Annotated in this window: 18 protein-coding genes and 2 pseudogenes; 13 read left to right on the forward strand and 7 right to left on the reverse strand. The window is 23.6% G+C overall.

The window, feature by feature from the left end:
• Positions 1-236: 236 nt before the first annotated feature.
• Positions 237-1475 carry an IS256 family transposase gene (locus AAHM96_RS04290; RefSeq protein ID WP_342273672.1) on the forward strand — a complete coding sequence of 413 codons (1239 nt, stop codon included), beginning with the start codon at positions 237-239 and terminating at the stop codon, positions 1473-1475.
• Here AAHM96_RS04290 and AAHM96_RS04295 read toward each other — a convergent pair.
• Positions 1462-2242, reverse strand: a protein-coding gene (locus AAHM96_RS04295; protein WP_425288740.1) for an IS5 family transposase whose coding sequence is annotated in 2 segments (ribosomal slippage) — positions 1462-1971 and positions 1973-2242 — 780 coding nt in all. Because the reading frame shifts where the segments join, the coding sequence is not laid out codon by codon here. The genes AAHM96_RS04290 and AAHM96_RS04295 overlap by 14 nt on opposite strands.
• 292 nt (positions 2243-2534) lie before the next feature.
• Between AAHM96_RS04295 and AAHM96_RS04300 the strand changes: the two genes are divergently transcribed.
• The 7 genes and pseudogenes from AAHM96_RS04300 (at position 2535) to AAHM96_RS04330 (ending at position 8293) form a co-directional block, all read left to right on the forward strand.
• Complete coding sequence (locus AAHM96_RS04300) at positions 2535-2810, forward strand: hypothetical protein (protein ID WP_342272757.1); 276 nt, start codon at positions 2535-2537, stop codon at positions 2808-2810.
• A gap of 233 nt (positions 2811-3043) precedes the next feature.
• A pseudogene (locus AAHM96_RS04305) lies at positions 3044-3703 on the forward strand (IS5 family transposase).
• A gap of 143 nt (positions 3704-3846) precedes the next feature.
• Positions 3847-4065, forward strand: coding sequence for a hypothetical protein (locus AAHM96_RS04310; protein ID WP_342272758.1), 219 nt, complete (start codon positions 3847-3849; stop codon positions 4063-4065).
• 204 nt (positions 4066-4269) lie between these two features.
• Complete coding sequence (locus AAHM96_RS04315) at positions 4270-5142, forward strand: DDE-type integrase/transposase/recombinase (RefSeq protein ID WP_342272759.1); 873 nt, start codon at positions 4270-4272, stop codon at positions 5140-5142.
• 178 nt (positions 5143-5320) lie between these two features.
• The gene (gene ptsP, locus AAHM96_RS04320; protein ID WP_425288781.1) at positions 5321-7045 is read left to right on the forward strand and encodes a phosphoenolpyruvate--protein phosphotransferase; all 1725 of its coding nucleotides are present in this window, start codon (positions 5321-5323) and stop codon (positions 7043-7045) included.
• Positions 7046-7129: 84 nt separating this feature from the next.
• The gene (locus tag AAHM96_RS04325) at positions 7130-7639 is read left to right on the forward strand and encodes a PTS glucose transporter subunit IIA (protein WP_338975419.1); all 510 of its coding nucleotides are present in this window, start codon (positions 7130-7132) and stop codon (positions 7637-7639) included.
• Between the two features lie 108 nt (positions 7640-7747).
• Positions 7748-8293 carry an alpha/beta hydrolase gene (locus AAHM96_RS04330; protein WP_342272761.1) on the forward strand — a complete coding sequence of 182 codons (546 nt, stop codon included), beginning with the start codon at positions 7748-7750 and terminating at the stop codon, positions 8291-8293.
• A 27-nt stretch (positions 8294-8320) separates the two neighbouring features.
• Here the strand turns inward: AAHM96_RS04330 and AAHM96_RS04335 are convergent, their stop codons facing one another.
• The 5 genes from AAHM96_RS04335 to alaS all read right to left on the reverse strand — a co-directional run bounded on the left by AAHM96_RS04335 (position 8321) and on the right by alaS (position 15195).
• Entirely contained in the window at positions 8321-9298 is a 978-nt protein-coding gene (locus AAHM96_RS04335) for an IS3 family transposase (RefSeq protein WP_342272762.1), read from the reverse strand.
• Between the two features lie 74 nt (positions 9299-9372).
• Positions 9373-9573, reverse strand: a complete 201-nt coding sequence (locus tag AAHM96_RS04340; RefSeq protein WP_342272763.1) for a hypothetical protein — start codon at positions 9571-9573, stop codon at positions 9373-9375.
• 317 nt (positions 9574-9890) lie between these two features.
• The gene (locus AAHM96_RS04345; protein ID WP_342272764.1) at positions 9891-11306 is read right to left on the reverse strand and encodes a DUF3626 domain-containing protein; all 1416 of its coding nucleotides are present in this window, start codon (positions 11304-11306) and stop codon (positions 9891-9893) included.
• Positions 11307-12011: 705 nt separating this feature from the next.
• On the reverse strand, positions 12012-12404 hold the full coding sequence (locus tag AAHM96_RS04350; protein WP_342272745.1) for a transposase family protein: 393 nt from the start codon (positions 12402-12404) through the stop codon (positions 12012-12014).
• 67 nt (positions 12405-12471) lie between these two features.
• Positions 12472-15195: an alanine--tRNA ligase gene (alaS, locus tag AAHM96_RS04355; RefSeq protein ID WP_342272765.1), complete on the reverse strand. Its 2724-nt coding sequence runs from the start codon at positions 15193-15195 to the stop codon at positions 12472-12474.
• Between the two features lie 811 nt (positions 15196-16006).
• Between alaS and AAHM96_RS04360 the strand changes: the two genes are divergently transcribed.
• The 5 genes and pseudogenes from AAHM96_RS04360 to AAHM96_RS04380 all read left to right on the forward strand — a co-directional run bounded on the left by AAHM96_RS04360 (position 16007) and on the right by AAHM96_RS04380 (position 19324).
• Positions 16007-16399 carry a transposase family protein gene (locus AAHM96_RS04360; RefSeq protein ID WP_342272766.1) on the forward strand — a complete coding sequence of 131 codons (393 nt, stop codon included), beginning with the start codon at positions 16007-16009 and terminating at the stop codon, positions 16397-16399.
• A gap of 2 nt (positions 16400-16401) precedes the next feature.
• On the forward strand, positions 16402-16824 hold the full coding sequence (locus AAHM96_RS04365) for a transposase family protein (RefSeq protein ID WP_342273715.1): 423 nt from the start codon (positions 16402-16404) through the stop codon (positions 16822-16824).
• A gap of 165 nt (positions 16825-16989) precedes the next feature.
• Positions 16990-17223, forward strand: coding sequence for a hypothetical protein (locus tag AAHM96_RS04370; protein ID WP_342272767.1), 234 nt, complete (start codon positions 16990-16992; stop codon positions 17221-17223).
• Positions 17224-17316: 93 nt separating this feature from the next.
• Positions 17317-18003, forward strand: a pseudogene (locus tag AAHM96_RS04375) (IS256 family transposase); the annotation flags it as partial.
• Between the two features lie 82 nt (positions 18004-18085).
• On the forward strand, positions 18086-19324 hold the full coding sequence (locus AAHM96_RS04380; protein WP_342273672.1) for an IS256 family transposase: 1239 nt from the start codon (positions 18086-18088) through the stop codon (positions 19322-19324).
• 335 nt (positions 19325-19659) lie between these two features.
• On the opposite strand, the gene AAHM96_RS04385 is transcribed toward AAHM96_RS04380, so the two are convergent.
• Positions 19660-20241 (reverse strand): hypothetical protein, encoded by a 582-nt coding sequence (locus AAHM96_RS04385; protein ID WP_338960836.1) that lies wholly within the window; start codon positions 20239-20241, stop codon positions 19660-19662.
• Positions 20242-20255: the final 14 nt, after the last annotated feature.

A 20255-nucleotide genomic window follows, 5' to 3' on the forward strand; every position in this document is an offset into this window, starting at 1 on the left:
CCACGAAGCTTAGAATGCTTACTTATTTTTTATATTTGTTGAAAATATTATTAATTATGTTAGAACCTGTTTAAAATCTTTTCAATAAAATTGAAATAAAGGCAAGAACAACCATTTGTAAGCTAGTATTTAATTTTTTTTCGGTAATGTTTAGTAATCTGTGTAACTTACAAAAATAACTATGTTTAATTAATTCTAGTAAATATAATTAAATGACTAGAAAGAGTGAGTTACAGATGGCTAAAAAGCAAAATATTAATAATAATGATCCAATATCAAAAGCAGTAGATTTATTATTAGAAAATACTGAAGATTTAACAACAGTTTTTAAAGAGAAAGGATTGTATAAAGAATTAACAAAAAGATTAGTAGAAAAAATGTTGAATTCTGAGATGCAAAATTATTTAGGATATGATAAGAATCAACATAGTAATAGTGACAATGCTCGTAATGGTATAAGTTCAAAAAAATTAATAACTCAACAAGGTAAAATTGAGATTGATGTACCACGAGATCGCAATAGTAATTTTAATCCTGTAATAGTTGCAAAAAGACAAAGAAGATTTGATGGTTTTGATCAACAAGTTCTTTCTTTATATGCAAAAGGTATGACATTATCTGACATTAGAATGCAGTTGCAAGAGTTATATCATGGTGCTGATATTAGTGAAAGTGTTATTAGCCAAATTACTGATGATGTTATTGATGATGTAAAAGCATGGCAAAATCGACCATTAGAAAGTGTCTATCCGATTGTTTATTTTGATTGCATAGTAGTGAAAGTACGACAAGATAAAAGGATTATTAATAAATCAGTTTATATAGCTTTAGGAGTTGATTTAGAAGGTAAAAAAGATGTTTTAGGTTTATGAATTAGTGAAAATGAAGGTGCTAAATTTTGATTAGCAAATTTAACAGAAATGAAAAATCGTGGCTTAAATGATATTCTTATTGCCTGCAGTGATAATTTAACAGGCATGTCAGAAGCAATACAATCAGTTTATCTTAAAACAGAACATCAATTATGCATAGTTCATCAAATTAGAAATAGTTTGAAATATGTCTCATATAAGCATAGAAAATCTCTAGTTGCAGATTTAAAACCAATTTATACTGCATGTAGTGAAGAACAAGCAATGCAGGCTTTAGAATCGTTTGAAAGTAAATGAAATAAACAATATCCTCAAATTGCTAAATCTTGATATAAAAATTGAGATAATTTAATGGTTTTTATTAGTTATCCAGTAGAAATCAAAAGAGTGATTTATACTACAAATGCTATTGAATCTGTAAATAGTCAATTACGAAAAGTCATCAGAAATAAAAAAGTTTTTCCAAATGATATGGCAGTTTTCAAAATATTTTACTTAGCAATTGAAAATATAACAAAAAAATGAACAATGCCCATTCAAAATTGAAATACAGCAATTGCTCATTTTATGATAAAATTTGAAGATAGAATTAATCTAAACTAGTACTTTGTAAAACAAAGATACACAGATTACATAAAAGCCTCTTTTTTTCACAATTTTTTCATAATCTTCTGCATTTTTCTAATCATGCAAAACTTCGTTCTACAACTCATCTTTTTGGTAATACTACAAAAGAATGTAATTCATTACGTTTTATAACTTCAACATTTGCATTTATAATTGTTTTAATTTTAGAAGCAAATTTTTCACTAGTATAACCAGCATCTACTAGTATTTTTTGAACTGCAGAAAGATTCTCTTTTTCATTTTCAATCATTATTATAGCACTATTACGATCTGTTTTTTCTGCTGTGGTTATGTAAATTGCATGTGGTAAACCTTGAGAATCAACAGCAATATGACGCTTTATTCGTGAAATCTTTTTACCAGCATCATAAACTTTATTTTTAGTAGTATCTGTATTTTTAACACTTTGTGAATCAATTATACAAAAACTAGTTTGTTCTTTTCTACCATTATTGATACGAAATGCCTTGACTAATTTTTTTTAAAACTAATTGTAATACACTAGGTTCTTTATCATTATTTTTACTTCAAGCTTGAAAATAATAATATACAATTTGTCATTTTGGAAAATTTTTTGGTAACATTCTTCACTGGCAACCACTTTTTAATACATATAAAACTGCACAAAATACTTCATATAAATCTAAACTTCTTGGTTTTGTTTTCTTTTTGCTATTTTCTAAAATTGATTTTATATTTTCAAATTGCTCTTTGCTAACATTACTAGGATAATTTTTACACATATATACCTCTTATTTTAAAATATATAATCATTTTATCCTATTCTCTAAAAGATTTTAAACAGGTTCTTATATTTTTAGTATAAGTTTATATTAATTTGAAATTAGTTTTTAAGTTAATGTTTAACTTATTTAAATTGGTTAACAATTTCGTGGAAGAAATAGTTAAATATTAATATTAAGAACTTTTTATTTATTAAATTAATTTTATAGTTTTGTATTTTTAATTTAATTATTTATAATTGTTTGCCAATTTAATCTATTTTTAAAATTATAGAAAGGGTTGGCAATTTTTATGTTTAAAGTTCAATTGGTTAATATTGATAAAAATAGAATGATACCAAATAAAAATAATCATGGTCAAAATTTGAAATTTGATGTTTTAACTTTTTTAGAAATTAATAAACAAACTAATATACCTACCGGTAAAGTACGCGATAAATGATATAACCCGTTAGTAGTTAATGATTTTACACAATATTTACATAAACTTAGTTTTAAAGTTGGTAATTATTATGATTTAAAATTAGATTTATCCGCTACTATTGTAGATATTACTGAATGAAAATAATAATAGACTTGGTGCAAAACCTTTAATTTTAATAATTTAACGGTTATTATTAATATCAAAGGTGATAATTATTATGTTAAAAAAATACAAAGTATGAACAAGAATTTTATAGTTTAGTGGGAATAAAACTACAAACATTTCAAAAAATGGTTGAAATTTTAAAAAAAGCTGAAGCAATTAAAAAAGCAGTTGGTGGTAAACCTAATAAATTATCAATAGAAAATCGTTTATTAATGACATTAGAATACTGAAAAGAGTATAGTAGTTATAGAGTTATTGCAAAAAGATATAATATTAGTCATACTAGCTGCATTCGTAATATTTTTTGAATTGAAAATACTTTAATAAAAAGTGGAATTTTTAATTTATCTGGCAAAAAAGATTTAATCAAAAATAAAGGAATCAATAATACTTTACTAGCTATTGATGCTACTGAAACTCCAATTGAAAGAATTAAAAAAAAACTAAAATTACTTTTTTCGGGTAAAAACAAACATCATACTCTTAAATCGCAAATAATTATTGATATTTTAAATGGAAAAATTATTTCAACCGCTTTTTGTTTTGGAAGCATTCATGATTTTAAATTACTTTTAAAATCTAAAACTTTTATTCATCCAGAAAAACAAGTTTTTTTTGATTCAGGTTATCAAGGAATACAAAATATTCATAAAAATACATTTTTGCCATTTAAAAAAAGTAAATAAAATAAATTAATACCAATTCAAAAAGAATACAATAAAACTTTAAGCAAAATTAGAATTAAAATTGAACACGTATTTGCTAAACTAAAACGTTTTAAAATTTTAACTTTAAAATATCGCAATAAAATACGAAGATTTGCATTAAGATTTAATTTAATAGCAGAAATATATAATTTTGAATTACCTTAGTTTTGCACCAAGTCTAATGTATAAATTAAAAATTAAATAAGGGGCTTATATATGGATTATATATTTTTCGTTAAGCCCCAATGGATTAGATTATAATTCATATACAAGCTCCTTATTAGTATATAAAGTAAGGAGTTTTATTTATGCCTAATGAGTTAGAACAAACTAGTAATTATACTTTGACTAAAATATTAAGAACTGGATTAAGTCCTTTAAGTGCTATGGTAGGAATTAGTGCTTATTATGGTCAATATTTAAAAGACCCAGTATTAGGTTCTATTAATTCTTTGTTATTTAGTAAAAAGTTAGGAATTGATATATGGAATATTAACCAAAGACGCCACTTGCCACTTGCCACTTAGCCCTTTTTACTAGACCATTAATTTAAAAAACCTGAATGTATTCTAAAAACAATTGTGTTATATAATTAACACTAATTTTAACCTGAAAGGATTTTTATTAATGGATAAAATTAAACAAATAGCATTAGTAATTAACAAATTAAATATCAAAGAAAAAATTAAAATTATTGATGATTGTAAAAATCAATATTCAATTAGAAACCTATGTCAATATCTTCAATTAAACAGATCAACATATTACTTTTTAAAAATAAACAAAAACCTATTAAAAAAGAAGAAAATCATATTATTAAATGCAATCATAAATATCAAAAAATATGCCAACTTTTAATCGAATTTCATTCTACAAGAAAAGGCAGAATTTATGGATATTTAAGAATTTTTTCAGCTTTTAAAGAGTGATTAAAACAAGAAAAAAATATCATTTTAAATATAGAATTATCAATAAAACAAATGCGAAAAATTATGAAAGAACACAATATTCAAGGATTAAAACAAACTAAAAATAACTATCCTAAAAACAAAAAAAATCCAAATAAGTGAATACCTACAATGGATAAAGTAAACAAAGATTATAAAAGTACAACCTCTTCAAATCAAATTTGATCAATGGACACTAAACAAATAAATACTAAAGAAGGATGATTATATCTTTTTGTAATTATTGATTTTTATTCAAATAATGTTGTTAGTTATAATATTGCTCCTAATAAATCATATCAGGATTTAATTCTTCCTGCTCTTGAAAAAATCAACAAACAATTTTCTTGAAATCAAATAAAAAATGTTATTTTACATTCAGATAACGCCAACGAATTTTATTGTCACGATATCACAAAATGAGCAGAGGATAAACAAATAATTTTAAGCAAAAAACAACCTTATGATATTGGTGGTAATGTATTATCTGAAAACTGATTTTCTCATTTATCTCAAGAATGACTACCTAAAGGATCAAATCAATATTTATCCATCAATGAAGCTATAAATGATGTAAATCAATATGTTATGTTTTATAATTATGAAAGAATACATTCTAAATTTCTAAAACCACCAATTTTACAAATTAAAATTTAGAATTTTATATCAAAAATGGTCCAGTAATTAAGGGCCAACCACCATATTTAAAAATATTAAAATCATTTTTATTTATAAAAAGTTTAAATTATAATAAATATTTTATACAATATTTCATTTTTTTTATTATAATTTAGTAGACTATTAATAAACATATTTTATAAGGAGTGAAATATATATAATGTTAAAAATGAAAGGTATTGGTGCTAGTAATGGCATTGCTCTAGCCAAAGCATTAATCTTAAAACATGAAACTATCAAAACTAATCCTAAAAAAATTAATGAAAAAGAAATAGAAGGAGAAGTTAAAAAGTTACATGATGCCTTAAAAATAGTAGGTGATGAAATTAAACAACTCATCCAAAATACAACAAAAACTTTGGGTGAAGAAAAAGCCGCTGTTTTTGAAGCTCATTTTTTAGTAACAACTGATCCAGTATTAATTGAAGATACTGAAAAGTTAATTAAAGAAGAAAAATATAATGCTGCTAATGCTTTAGAAAGTACTGCTAATAAAGCAATTGCAACATTGCAAGCAATGGATGATGATTATTTTCGTGAACGTGCTGCTGATGTTATTGATGTTCGTGATCGAATTTTACGTAAAATTTTAAATATTAAAACTATTGATTTAAGTGCAATTAAAGAAGAAACAATTATTGTTAGTCATGATCTAACACCTTCAGAAACAAGTCAATTGAATCCTAAGTTTGTTAAAGGATTTTTATGTGATATTGGTGGTAGAACTTCTCATGCAGCAATTATGGCTCGTAGTCTTGGTATTCCAGCAGTTCTTGGGTTAAAAAATGTTACTACAAAAGTAAAAAATAATCAATTTTGTGTATTAGATGGTAATACTGGTGAAATTGAAATTGATTTAAATAGTAGTGAAAAAAATAAATGAGTTGCTAAACAAAACGCATGAATTGAAGAACAAAAAGAATTATTAGTATTTAAAGGTAAATTAACTAAAACCAGTGATAATCATGAAGTAAAGTTAGAAGCAAATATTGGTTCACCTAAAGATATGATTAAAGCAATTGAATATGATGCACAAGGAGTAGGACTTTTTAGAAGTGAATTTCTTTATATGGAAAGTAGTGATTTTCCAAGTGAAGATATTCAATTTGAAGAATATAAAAAAGTATTGTCTGCTACTAAACATAAAGTTGTTATTAGAACTTTAGATATTGGTGGTGATAAAGAATTATCATATTTAGATTTACCAAAAGAAATGAATCCTTTCCTTGGTTATCGTGCCATTCGTTTGTGTTTAGATCGTAAAGATATTTTTAAAACTCAGTTACGTGCTTTAATTCGTGCTTCAGCTTTTGGTAAATTAGCTATTATGTTTCCAATGATTGCTACTGTTGAAGAATTTAAAGCAGCTAAATCATTATATGAAACTTGCAAAAAAGAATTAATTAAAGAAAAAGTTAAAGTTAGTGATGATATTCAAGTTGGAATGATGATTGAAATTCCAGCAGCAGCAGTTAATGCAGAAATATTTGCTAAATATGCGGATTTCTTTTCAATTGGAACTAATGATTTAATTCAATATAGTTTAGCCGCTGATCGTATGTCAGAAAAAGTGTCTTATTTATATCAACCATATCATCCATCAATTTTACGTTTGATTAAGATGACAATTGATGGTGGACATAAATATAATCGTCCTGTTGCCATGTGTGGTGAAATGGCTGGTGATAAAATTGCTGTTCCACTACTAGTTGGTCTAGGGCTAGATGAATTTTCAATGTCTGCATCTAGTGTTTTAGAAACTAGAAAAATTATTAGTACTTTAAATAAAAAGGATACAGAAATATTAGCATCAAAAGCATTACAATGTGAAACCAATGAAGAAGTTAAATCATTAGTAGAAAAATTTTTATCAAAAAAATAAAAATATTATTTATTTTTAAAGTTACATTATTTAATGTTAAAATTATAAACATCTAATTTACATAATTTTGAGGAGAATCGACATATGTTTTTCAAGAAAAAAAAACAATTACCTTTATTAATTTATGCACCAGTTACTGGTAAAGTTATTAACCTTAGTAAAGTTGAAGATCCAGTATTTGCTCAGGAAATGTTAGGGACTGGTTTTGCTATTATTCCTGAATATAAAGGTAAAGATGGAGTTGAATTTGTATCACCATTTGATGGAAAATTAGCAACAGTATTTAATACAGGACATGCTTATGGTATTAAAGATGTAAATACAGGTATTGAATGTTTAGTTCATATTGGTATTGATACTGTTGAATTAGCTGGTAAGGGCTTTGATATTAAAGTTGAACAAGGTAAACCAATTAAAAAATCAGAAGTAATGGTAGTTGCTAATTTACAAGAAGTTAAGAATAAAGGTAAAAAAGTAACAACACCAATTGTTTTCACTAATGAAACAATGGAAGGTTATGTTGTAAAGCAAGTAGTAAAAGATGATGAACAAGTAACGGTTGGTCAATTAATTGCTGAAGTCACTAAGAAATAAATATTTTTATTAAAACAAAACCATTTAAGGTTTTGTTTTAATAAAAATAAAATTAATTTGATAAAATATTAATAAGTATTTATATATTATTGGAGGGTATCATTTATTATGGATAATTTTTGGCAACATTATTGATGAGCAATACTTATCGTAGTTTTAGCTATGTTAATAATACTTTATATTTTATATAGAATTTATCAAATTTTCCATATTGATTATCACTGAGAACTGAATCCTCATTTTCCACAATGAAGTAACGAGGGAATCATCACTAGGGATAACTATTTTTTACATACTAAATTTAAATCTGTTGATAATAGTAAATATATTATTATTGGTATTCATGGTATGGGTGCCTCTTTAACAGACTTTAAAACAGCTGCTAAGTTTTTTACTAAACATGGTATTTCATTTTTAAGTTTTGATCAACGAGGTTGAGGAGAAAATGAAAAATGAAAATATCATACTTTAGGAACAACTATTAATGATATTAAAGATATTATAACAGTTTTGAATGAACGTTATCCTAATAAAAAAATTTTATTAATGGGTGAATCATTAGGTTCTGCATTAACAGCATTAGCAATTAAAAGATTACCAAAAATGATTGATGGTGCAATTTTAACTAATTTTGTTACGGTGGTTGGCCCTTAATTACTGGACCATTTTTGATATAAAATTCTAAATTTTAATTTGTAAAATTGGTGGTTTTAGAAATTTAGAATGTATTCTTTCATAATTATAAAACATAACATATTGATTTACATCATTTATAGCTTCATTGATGGATAAATATTGATTTGATCCTTTAGGTAGTCATTCTTGAGATAAATGAGAAAATCAGTTTTCAGATAATACATTACCACCAATATCATAAGGTTGTTTTTTGCTTAAAATTATTTGTTTATCCTCTGCTCATTTTGTGATATCGTGACAATAAAATTCGTTGGCGTTATCTGAATGTAAAATAACATTTTTTATTTGATTTCAAGAAAATTGTTTGTTGATTTTTTCAAGAGCAGGAAGAATTAAATCCTGATATGATTTATTAGGAGCAATATTATAACTAACAACATTATTTGAATAAAAATCAATAATTACAAAAAGATATAATCATCCTTCTTTAGTATTTATTTGTTTAGTGTCCATTGATCAAATTTGATTTGAAGAGGTTGTACTTTTATAATCTTTGTTTACTTTATCCATTGTAGGTATTCACTTATTTGGATTTTTTTTGTTTTTAGGATAGTTATTTTTAGTTTGTTTTAATCCTTGAATATTGTGTTCTTTCATAATTTTTCGCATTTGTTTTATTGATAATTCTATATTTAAAATGATATTTTTTTCTTGTTTTAATCACTCTTTAAAAGCTGAAAAAATTCTTAAATATCCATAAATTCTGCCTTTTCTTGTAGAATGAAATTCGATTAAAAGTTGGCATATTTTTTGATATTTATGATTGCATTTAATAATATGATTTTCTTCTTTTTTAATAGGTTTTTGTTTATTTTTTAAAAAGTAATATGTTGATCTGTTTAATTGAAGATATTGACATAGGTTTCTAATTGAATATTGATTTTTACAATCATCAATAATTTTAATTTTTTCTTTGATATTTAATTTGTTAATTACTAATGCTATTTGTTTAATTTTATCCATTAATAAAAATCCTTTCAGGTTAAAATTAGTGTTAATTATATAACACAATTGTTTTTAGAATACATTCAGGTTTTTTAAATTAATGGTCTAGTAAAAAGGGCTAAGTGGCAAGTGGCAAGTGGCTTGTCTTTATTTCTAACTTCTAAATTTTCTTGATGATATCCATTAACATGTTCTTGACTTGTTGATGGTTGATCTTGACTTTTGATTGCATTGTAATTATTGTTATTTTTATTTAATAAAGGTGTTTGTTCTGAATTGTTTTTTGTTTTCATTTTTCCCCCTTTTAATTATAAAAGTCCTGCTTTACTTTTAATAAGTAAAATAGGACTACTTAAACATACATTTCAATTGAATGACATTCTCTTTTAATACTTATAAATAAAAATTATAATTAATAAACTAGATTGTTACTAAATTATTTTTATTGTTTTACAATAAAAGAGTGTAAATAAAAATTAGAAATTTTAATAGTAACTAATACTAACTATGATATATAATTTTTATGATTTAACTTTACCATATTTAATTAAAAAAAATAGAAAAATAATAATATCAGTATAGTTATTAAAATGGTTCAATATATATTTTATTAAAGAAGATTTTGTTGTGAATTTGAACAACTGTTTAAAAAGGGATTATTTAATTCTTCATCATTTGCTGATTGTTTATCAAATTTTTTTTCATCAGTTACTCTTTGATCTTGTAATAATGGCATAGTTTCCCTTGAAATTAATGGTGAATTTGGTGTTTCATTATTTTTTATCTCTAATAACAAATTTTTAATTTCAATATTTTTAGCATTTATTATTTCTTTTATTTCTTTATTTTTATTAATACATCCAAAACTAAAAATTTTAATAATAAAATTTAAAATTCGATTTATCTTTTTTTTCTCTAGCTTGACAATATCACTTTTTAATTTTGTTATTTTTTCTTGTTTTAATGATAATTTATCTTCTAAATGTCTTTCTTCTTGTTTTATTTTATATTCTTCTTCAGTTATGAATATAATAAATGAAGTTCCTAGACGTGAATTTATTTCATTTATTTTTTCTAATATTTGTTTTTGTTTATTAGGTGGATGACTATCAAATTCCAATTTTGATAAACAAATTTGTTTTATATCACGTGCAAATAAGATTCTAGAATAAACATGAGCCTCTATATAATTTCCTTCACTTTTACCATAATTACTATGAGGAACAAAATTTTTTCCATTAGCTTTATTAATTAAACTTTCTAAACAATTATATCCAAATAAATCATTTTGACAATATCTTATCAATCTTGGGAAGTGTAAAAAAGTAGATATTTTATCTTTTAATTTCCCACGAGTGAACGTAGGTCGTGAATACGTATCATAAGGACTATATGTACAATTATGTTTTACATAATCTTTTAGTATAATAAAAGATTTTCCATACATAGAAGCTCCACCCATAGGATTTTCCAAAAAATCTAATGCCGCATAGCAAGGTCTACTTGTTCACTGAAAATTAGCACTTCTTTTTGTTTGATCACCAGTAGGGGTTGAAAAACGTCCAAATTTTTCATATTTACTATTATCAAATAATTGATTTAGATAAAATGCAACTTCCTCTACACTTGCTCGACCTACATTATAGTTAGAAATTTCATTTGGTTTTTTCTTATAAGCAAAACAATTTAAAACCTCTGGTCATTTATTATTAATATCGTATATTTTTGAAAAATCAAAATTAATTGTTAACCTTGATGATTGTAATATTTTAGTAATCTTTTCTAATAAATCTTTTGCATTTTCTTGACTCATCTTGCATTTTTTAGATAATATTTTTAAAGCAGATTCATAATCTTCTTGTTGAGAGGATTCGCATAGTTCATAAATTTGATGTAAAATTTCACTTCTAAACAATTGACCATAAATCTCTTTTTTTAATCTTTCTTCATCTTTTGAATTATTTGATGAAGTTGAAGGCAAACCACCATTAATATGTGATAAATCAGATTGTTTGTTATATGCCATAATATTTATCTCCTCTATACTTAAGATGGACATTTGAAATCTATTTTATTGGTCTAAACAATAGAGTATTTCCAATACACCTATTGTATTTTTTATGTTTTTTATTTATTAAATATAATAAAAACTCATTTATTTTTTAAATTAAAATAATGAGTTAAAAAACCAATATTTAGTTTACACTTAGTTATTTTATTAAATTTTAGAAAAAATACAAGTTATTAATTAAAAAAATATATTTTTTTCAAAATTATTATCACTACTATTTTCCTATATTTCATCAATAAGAAATTATAAAAGATTCTGCAATTACTATAATAATGTTATATATGATTGTAAAAAATTATTGACGTTGAACATATATTATTGTATATTATAATATTTATATAAATTAATACATATAAGTATTAAGTTTAATAGACTTGGTGCAAAGTTTTATTGTATTCTTTTTGAATTGGTATTAATTTATTGTATTTACTTTTTTTAAATGGCAAAAATGTATTTTTATGAATATTTTGTATTCCTTGATAACCTGAATCAACAAAAACTTGTTTTTCTGGATGAATAAAAGTTTTAGATTTTAAAAGTAATTTAAAATCATGAATGCTTCCAAAACAAAAAGCGGTTGAAATATTTTTCCATTTAAAATATCAATAATTATTTGCGATTTAAGAGTATGATGTTTGTTTTTACCCGAAAAAAGTAATTTTAGTTTTTTTTAATTCTTTCAATTGGAGTTTCAGTAGCATCAATAGCTAGTAAAGTATTATTGATTCCTTTATTTTTGATTAAATCTTTTTTGCCAGATAAATTAAAAATTCCACTTTTTATTAAAGTATTTTCAATTCAAAAAATATTACGAATGCAGCTAGTATGACTAATATTATATCTTTTTGCAATAACTCTATAACTACTATACTCTTTTCAGTATTCTAATGTCATTAATAAACGATTTTCTATTGATAATTTATTAGGTTTACCACCAACTGCTTTTTTAATTGCTTCAGCTTTTTTTAAAATTTCAACCATTTTTTGAAATGTTTGTAGTTTTATTCCCACTAAACTATAAAATTCTTGTTCATCTTTGTATTTTTTTAACATAATAATTATCACCTTTGATATTAATAATAACCGTTAAATTATTAAAATTAAAGGTTTTGCACCAAGTCTAATATATAATTTTATTAATTTCTTTTTCTGTAATAAACTTATCAATCTTCCCTTGCGCTAAGATTGGGCTACCACCACCCTTACCATTATATGTTTTTAATATTTTTTGTAAAATATTATTACTTTGATACTGTTTATTATTATGCAATTCTTTACTTGAAGCAACTAATACTAAATATTCTTGATTATTAATTTTATTAATAAAAATAATAATAATATTTTGATATTGATTACGATAATGTTCAATTATTTCTCTTAATGTTTTAATATCTAAATTTTCAAAATTTGCAATTAATAATTTATAATTATTTTCATTTTTTGGAACTAAAGTTAAATATTTTTTCACTATCTTCTGACGATTTAATTCTTCAAAATTAATTTGTCATTTTTTAAATAAACCATGTAATTCTAGTAATAACATTTTTCCTTTTCTTCAATCAGCAGCTACCACTTTTAAATTATTAATAGTATCATATATTTTTTCAATTTCTTCTTGCATACAATTATCTTTATTTTTTTGATATTGAATAAATAAACTATTGCTTTGTTCTTTAATCATCATTATTTGTTGTGTTAAGTATTCATTAATAGTTTTTAATGATGTTAAAGCATGAATTCGATAAGAACCAGATCCTTTTGACTCAACATTAGTTATTAATAATTGTTCTACTTCTTGTGAATTATAACAATGAGTACCCCCACAAAGTTCAATTGAAAAATTACCAAACTTAATTACTCGAACTTTTTCTTCATATTTTTCACCAAAAAAAGCTAAAGCTCCAATTTTGATTGCTTCTTCATATGTACAATAAATAATTTCACAAGGATATTTACCTTTAATTCATTTACTTACTTGTTGTTCTATACTTATAATTTGTTCTAAAGTTAACATTTGATAATGACTAAAATCTAATCGTAAATATTGATAATTATTAAAACTTCCAGATTGCATAACATGTAAACCTAATAATTTTCTTAAAGCAGCATGTAATAAATGAGTTCCTGAATGATTTTTTCTTGTATAAAAACGATGTGAACTATTAATTTGTGCTTCAACAATTTCTGTTTGTGTTAATTCACCTTTTACTTCCACTTGATGAATATGCTGTTTTTGTGGTCCTTGTTGTACATCAATAACAGAGGCCGTTCCATTTTCTCCTGTGATAATGCCATCATCAGATGCTTGTCCCCCCTTTTCTGCATAAAAAGGTGTTTCATTTAAAATTAAATAACCTTTTTCATTTTTTAAAAATTTTACCTCATGCTCTGATTTAAACATAAAAACAATATTTGTATTTATTTGTTCTTTATCATAACCAACAAAGGTTGAAGGAACTTTTAAATTAGTTAGTAATGAAGATTGAATTGTTAATGCTTGATGATTAATTCTTACTTTTCTTGTATTATCTTTACTGTTATCCAATAACTTTTGAAAACCTTTTAAATCAACAGTAGCATTTTCTTCATTTGCAATCTCTAATGTTAATTCAATAGGATAACCATAGGTATCAAATAATTTAAAAGCCGCAGTTGCATCTACTTTTTTATTATCACTAATAACTTGTAATAATAATTGTTTTCCTGTTATTAATGTTGTTCAAAATTTTAATTCTTCGCTTTTAATAATATTAGTTACTAAATCGACTTTTTCATGTAATTCTTGATAATGTTGACCCATAACTTTTATAATAATTGAAACTAACTTAAACAAAAATGGTTCATTAATATTAAGTTTTTGTCCATATACAACAGCTCTTCTAATCAATCTTCGTAATACATAACCACGATCTTTATTACTAGGAAAAACACCATCACTAATTGCAAAAACTAAGCAACGAATATGATCAGCAATAATTTTAAATGCAGTATTAATAGTTTTTTGCTTAATCTCTTGTGTAAAATAATTATTAATATCATAACGAAAATTTGTCAATTTTTCACATTCATGAATAATATTTTGAAATAAATCAGTATCAAAGTTAGTTGGCACATCTTGTAAAATTGCTACTAGTCTTTCTAATCCTGCACCAGTATCAATATTTTTTCTTGGTAAATCAGTATAATTATTTTTGCCATCATTATTAAATTGTGAAAAAACAATATTTCAAATTTCAATATAACGATCATTTTCAATATCATCTTTTAATAATTTAATACCAATATTTTTAGGATCATATTTAATACCACGATCATAATAAATTTCAGTATTAGGACCACAAGGACCTTGACCCATATCTCAAAAGTTAGTAGATCTTGTACCTTTAATAATACGTTCTTTTGGTAATTTAATAATATTTAATCATAAATTATATGTTTCTTCATCTTCATTAAAAACTGTTACATATAATAAATTAGCATCTAAATTTAATCATTTTTTACTAGTTAAAAATTCTCATCCTCAAATAATAGCTTCTTTTTTAAAATAATCACCAATTGAAAAATTACCTAACATTTCAAAAAAAGTTTGATGTCTTGCTGTAATACCAATATTTTCAATATCATTAGTTCTAATTGCTTTTTGTGAATTTGCTAATCTTTTAGCAATTGGGGTTTGTCGTCCATCAAAATATGGTTTTAATGTAGCAACTCCAGAATTAATCCACAATAATGAAGGATCATCATTTGGAACAAGTGATGCACTTTCTAAAATGTGATGATCATAACTTTTAAAAAAATTTAATCAAGTTGTTCTAACTTTATCTGTTGTTCATTTTATTAACATAATAATTTCTCCTCAAAATAATAAAAATTCCTATCAAAATAGGAACGTTTTTTAACGCGGTACCATCCTAATTCACTTACAAAGTAAATGCGCTTAATTAATGATTAAAATTGTTAAATTAGGAGCTTCTAATTAATAATGGTTAAGTGCTTACACTATTCACTCTCGCTGAAAACTAATTATTATTAATTATACTTATCTAATTTAGATTAATATAAATATTAATTTCAATTTTAATATTAACCATAAATATTAGTTATTACAAGCAAAAAGATAAAATTATGAAATATTTTTAATTAAATAGAAAAAAATATTAATTATTAACTTTATATAATAAAAATTACAAGAAAGATTTTTTCTATTTAATTAAAAATATAATTTAACTGGTATTTTTTTTATTGTATATTCATTTTTTCAGATATAAACTTTAGTTAAGATTTGCTTAGAATAACTTTTAAAAAATAAAAATTTATCATTAAATTATATAAAATTAATTCATTTAATTCAATATTACTTACTATTTAATATAGTAACTAATTTAATATATTAATGCATTTTTTATATTTTTAAATCTATAATTTTAAATAAAAAAATATTTTAAGTAAATCTTAAATATAAAAAATAAAAATGATAATTAATTGAAGTTTTACAATCAAATCTAGCATTAAAAATTTTATTAATTTATTAAAATTAATCCTTGTAAGAACAATAACTATTAAATTACTATTCATTTTTTTAAAATAGACTTGGTGCAAAACCTTTAATTTTAATAATTTAACCGTTATTATTAATATCAAAGGTGATAATTATTATGTTAAAAAAATACAAAGATGAACAAGAATTTTATAGTTTAGTGGGAATAAAACTACAAACATTTCAAAAAATGGTTGAAATTTTAAAAAAAGCTGAAGCAATTAAAAAAGCAGTTGGTGGTAAACCTAATAAATTATCAATAGAAAATCGTTTATTAATGACATTAGAATACTGAAAAGAGTATAGTAGTTATAGAGTTATTGCAAAAAGATATAATATTAGTCATACTAGCTGCATTCGTAATATTTTTTGAATTGAAAATACTTTAATAAAAAGTGGAATTTTTAATTTATCTGGCAAAAAAGATTTAATCAAAAATAAAGGAATCAATAATAATTTACTAGCTATTGATGCTACTGAAACTCCAATTGAAAGAATTAAAAAAAACTAAAATTACTTTTTTCGGGTAAAAACAAACATCATACTCTTAAATCGCAAATAATTATTGATATTTTAAATGGAAAAATTATTTCAACCACTTTTTGTTTTGGAAGCATTCATGATTTTAAATTACTTTTAAAATCTAAAACTTTTATTCATCTAGAAAAACAAGTTTTTGTTGATTCAGGTTATCAAGGAATACAAAATATTCATAAAAATACATTTTTGCCATTTAAAAAAAGTAAATACAATAAATTAATACCAATTCAAAAAGAATACAATAAAACTTTAAGCAAAATTAGAATTAAAATTGAACACGTATTTGCTAAACTAAAACGTTTTAAAATTTTAACTTTAAAATATCGCAATAAAATACGAAGATTTGCATTAAGATTTAATTTAATAGCAGGAATATATAATTTTGAATTACCTTAGTTTTGCACCAAGTCTAATGAAATTTTAAACAACTGAATTTATTTATTATTTCAAAAAACAAAAAAATAATTTAATTTCTACTCTAAATTTGTGTTTTATTAAAATATTACTATAAAAGGAGTCCAAAAATAAATCAAATTAATAAATAAAAAGGAGACAAATTTTATGTCAAGTAAACTAAATAATAATGAAATAGATAATACAATAAATGAATTTGAAGAAGAAACTGAAGAAGAAAAAGAGGAAGAAGAAAATGTTAACACAGAATTAGAAAAAATTAAACAAGAGAAAGAAGAAATTCAATCTAAATTAAATGAAACACAAATTAAATTAGAAGAAGCCAACAAAGAAATAGAACAACTATTAGAAGAAATTGAAAACAATAAAGATAGTGAATAACTACAAGAACTAAAAAATAAACTAGAAAATACAGAACTTGAAAAAAAGCAATTGAAGATAAATTAAATGAAATAGAATCTAAGTGGCAAGTGGCATTTTGATTGCATAGTAGTGAAAGTACGACAAGATAAAAGGATTATTAATAAATCAGTTTATATAGCTTTAGGAGTTGATTTAGAAGGTAAAAAAGATGTTTTAGGTTTATGAATTAGTGAAAATGAAGGTGCTAAATTTTGATTAGCAAATTTAACAGAAATGAAAAATCGTGGCTTAAATGATATTCTTATTGCCTGCAGTGATAATTTAACAGGCATGTCAGAAGCAATACAATCAGTTTATCTTAAAACAGAACATCAATTATGCATAGTTCATCAAATTAGAAATAGTTTGAAATATGTCTCATATAACCATAGAAAATCTCTAGTTGCAGATTTAAAACCAATTTATACTGCATGTAGTGAAGAACAAGCAATGCAGGCTTTAGAATCCTTTGAAAATAAGTGAAATAAACAATATCCTCAAATTGCTAAATCTTGATATAAAAATTGAGATAATTTAATGGTTTTTATTAGTTATCCAGTAGAAATCAAAAGAGTGATTTATACTACAAATGCTATTGAATCTGTAAATAGTCAATTACGAAAAATCATCAGAAATAAAAAAGTTTTTCCTAATGATATGGCAGTTTTTAAAATATTTTATTTAGCAATTGAAAATATAACAAAAAAATGAACAATGCCCATTCAAAATTGAAATACAGCAATTGCTGGTAATGTTTAGTAATCTGTGTAACTTACAAAAATAACTATGTTTAATTAATTCTAGTAAATATAATTAAATGACTAGAAAGAGTGAGTTACAGATGGCTAAAAAGCAAAATATTAATAATAATGATCCAATATCAAAAGCAGTAGATTTATTATTAGAAAATACTGAAGATTTAACAACAGTTTTTAAAGAGAAAGGATTGTATAAAGAATTAACAAAAAGATTAGTAGAAAAAATGTTGAATTCTGAGATGCAAAATTATTTAGGATATGATAAGAATCAACATAGTAATAGTGACAATGCTCGTAATGGTATAAGTTCAAAAAAATTAATAACTCAACAAGGTAAAATTGAGATTGATGTACCACGAGATCGCAATAGTAATTTTAATCCTGTAATAGTTGCAAAAAGACAAAGAAGATTTGATGGTTTTGATCAACAAGTTCTTTCTTTATATGCAAAAGGAATGACATTATCAGATATTAGAATGCAATTACAAGAGTTATATCATGGTGCTGATATTAGTGAAAGTGTTATTAGCCAAATTACTGATGATGTTATTGATGATGTAAAAGCATGGCAAAATCGACCATTAGAAAGTGTCTATCCGATTGTTTATTTTGATTGCATAGTAGTGAAAGTACGACAAGATAAAAGGATTATTAATAAATCAGTTTATATAGCTTTAGGAGTTGATTTAGAAGGTAAAAAAGATGTTTTAGGTTTATGAATTAGTGAAAATGAAGGTGCTAAATTTTGATTAGCAAATTTAACAGAAATGAAAAATCGTGGCTTAAATGATATTCTTATTGCCTGCAGTGATAATTTAACAGGCATGTCAGAAGCAATACAATCAGTTTATCTTAAAACAGAACATCAATTATGCATAGTTCATCAAATTAGAAATAGTTTGAAATATGTCTCATATAAGCATAGAAAATCTCTAGTTGCAGATTTAAAACCAATTTATACTGCATGTAGTGAAGAACAAGCAATGCAGGCTTTAGAATCCTTTGAAAGTAAATGAAATAAACAATATCCTCAAATTGCTAAATCTTGATATAAAAATTGAGATAATTTAATGGTTTTTATTAGTTATCCAGTAGAAATCAAAAGAGTGATTTATACTACAAATGCTATTGAATCTGTAAATAGTCAATTACGAAAAGTCATCAGAAATAAAAAAGTTTTTCCAAATGATATGGCAGTTTTCAAAATATTTTACTTAGCAATTGAAAATATAACAAAAAAATGAACAATGCCCATTCAAAATTGAAATACAGCAATTGCTCATTTTATGATAAAATTTGAAGATAGAATTAATCTAAACTAGTACTTTGTAAAACAAAGATACACAGATTACATAAAAGCCTCCAAATGCTCATTTTATGATAAAATTTGAAGATAGAATTAATCTAAACTAGTACTTTGTAAAACAAAGATACACAGATTACATAAAAGCCTCTATATGATTTTTAATTACTTTTTTTAACTTAGATATTTTTTTAAAACTTTTTTTAATTTTTTTATTCATAAAACCTTTTTCTCCTTATTTTAATTAAAAACCCTTTACCTTAAAACTTAAGTAAATGGGTATAAACTTATATTAAGTTTATAAAATTATACCATATTGTCTATATTAGATATCAATAATTGATAATAAGTAAACTATTCTAAAACAGTTATTTTTTTATTTTTTAAATAATCAAATTCTTGATCATTTCAAAAACTATAATTTGATCTAATCTTATTTTTACTAAGAGCATAATAAAGTGGAATAGCAACAAAATAAGCAAAGATAGCTTGAATACTATCAGTAATTAATTCATTAACTGTAATAGCATAATCTTGATAAATTACTAAATAAGACAATGGGTAAATAAGTAATAAAATACCAGCAAAAAAGAAAGTATAAATAGTACTTCATCAAGATTTATTAATTAATAACTTAATAACAAAAAACATTAAAATTCTAATAAAAATTGTAATAGGAATAACCACAATTTTAACACCACTAATTAAATCAAAAATGCCACCCGCAATTGGTCCTGCAAATAACAGCATTGGCCCTTCAAAAAAAGCACAAAACGGAATAAAAACAGCATCAAATAATTGCAAAGTAGAATTTCCACCAAATAAACTAGTAATTGCTCAACCAAAAAGAAAAGTTGAACAATAACCAATTGTTACTAATAAACCAGTAATAATACCAGTCATTGCTAGATATTTAATTGAGCGAAAACGATACATCTTTTCCTCCTAGA

Origin of the sequence: Spiroplasma endosymbiont of Acasis viretata, from assembly GCF_964031275.1 — a bacterium.
GTDB lineage: Bacteria > Bacillota_I > Bacilli_A > Mycoplasmatales > VBWQ01 > Spiroplasma_E > Spiroplasma_E ixodetis_A.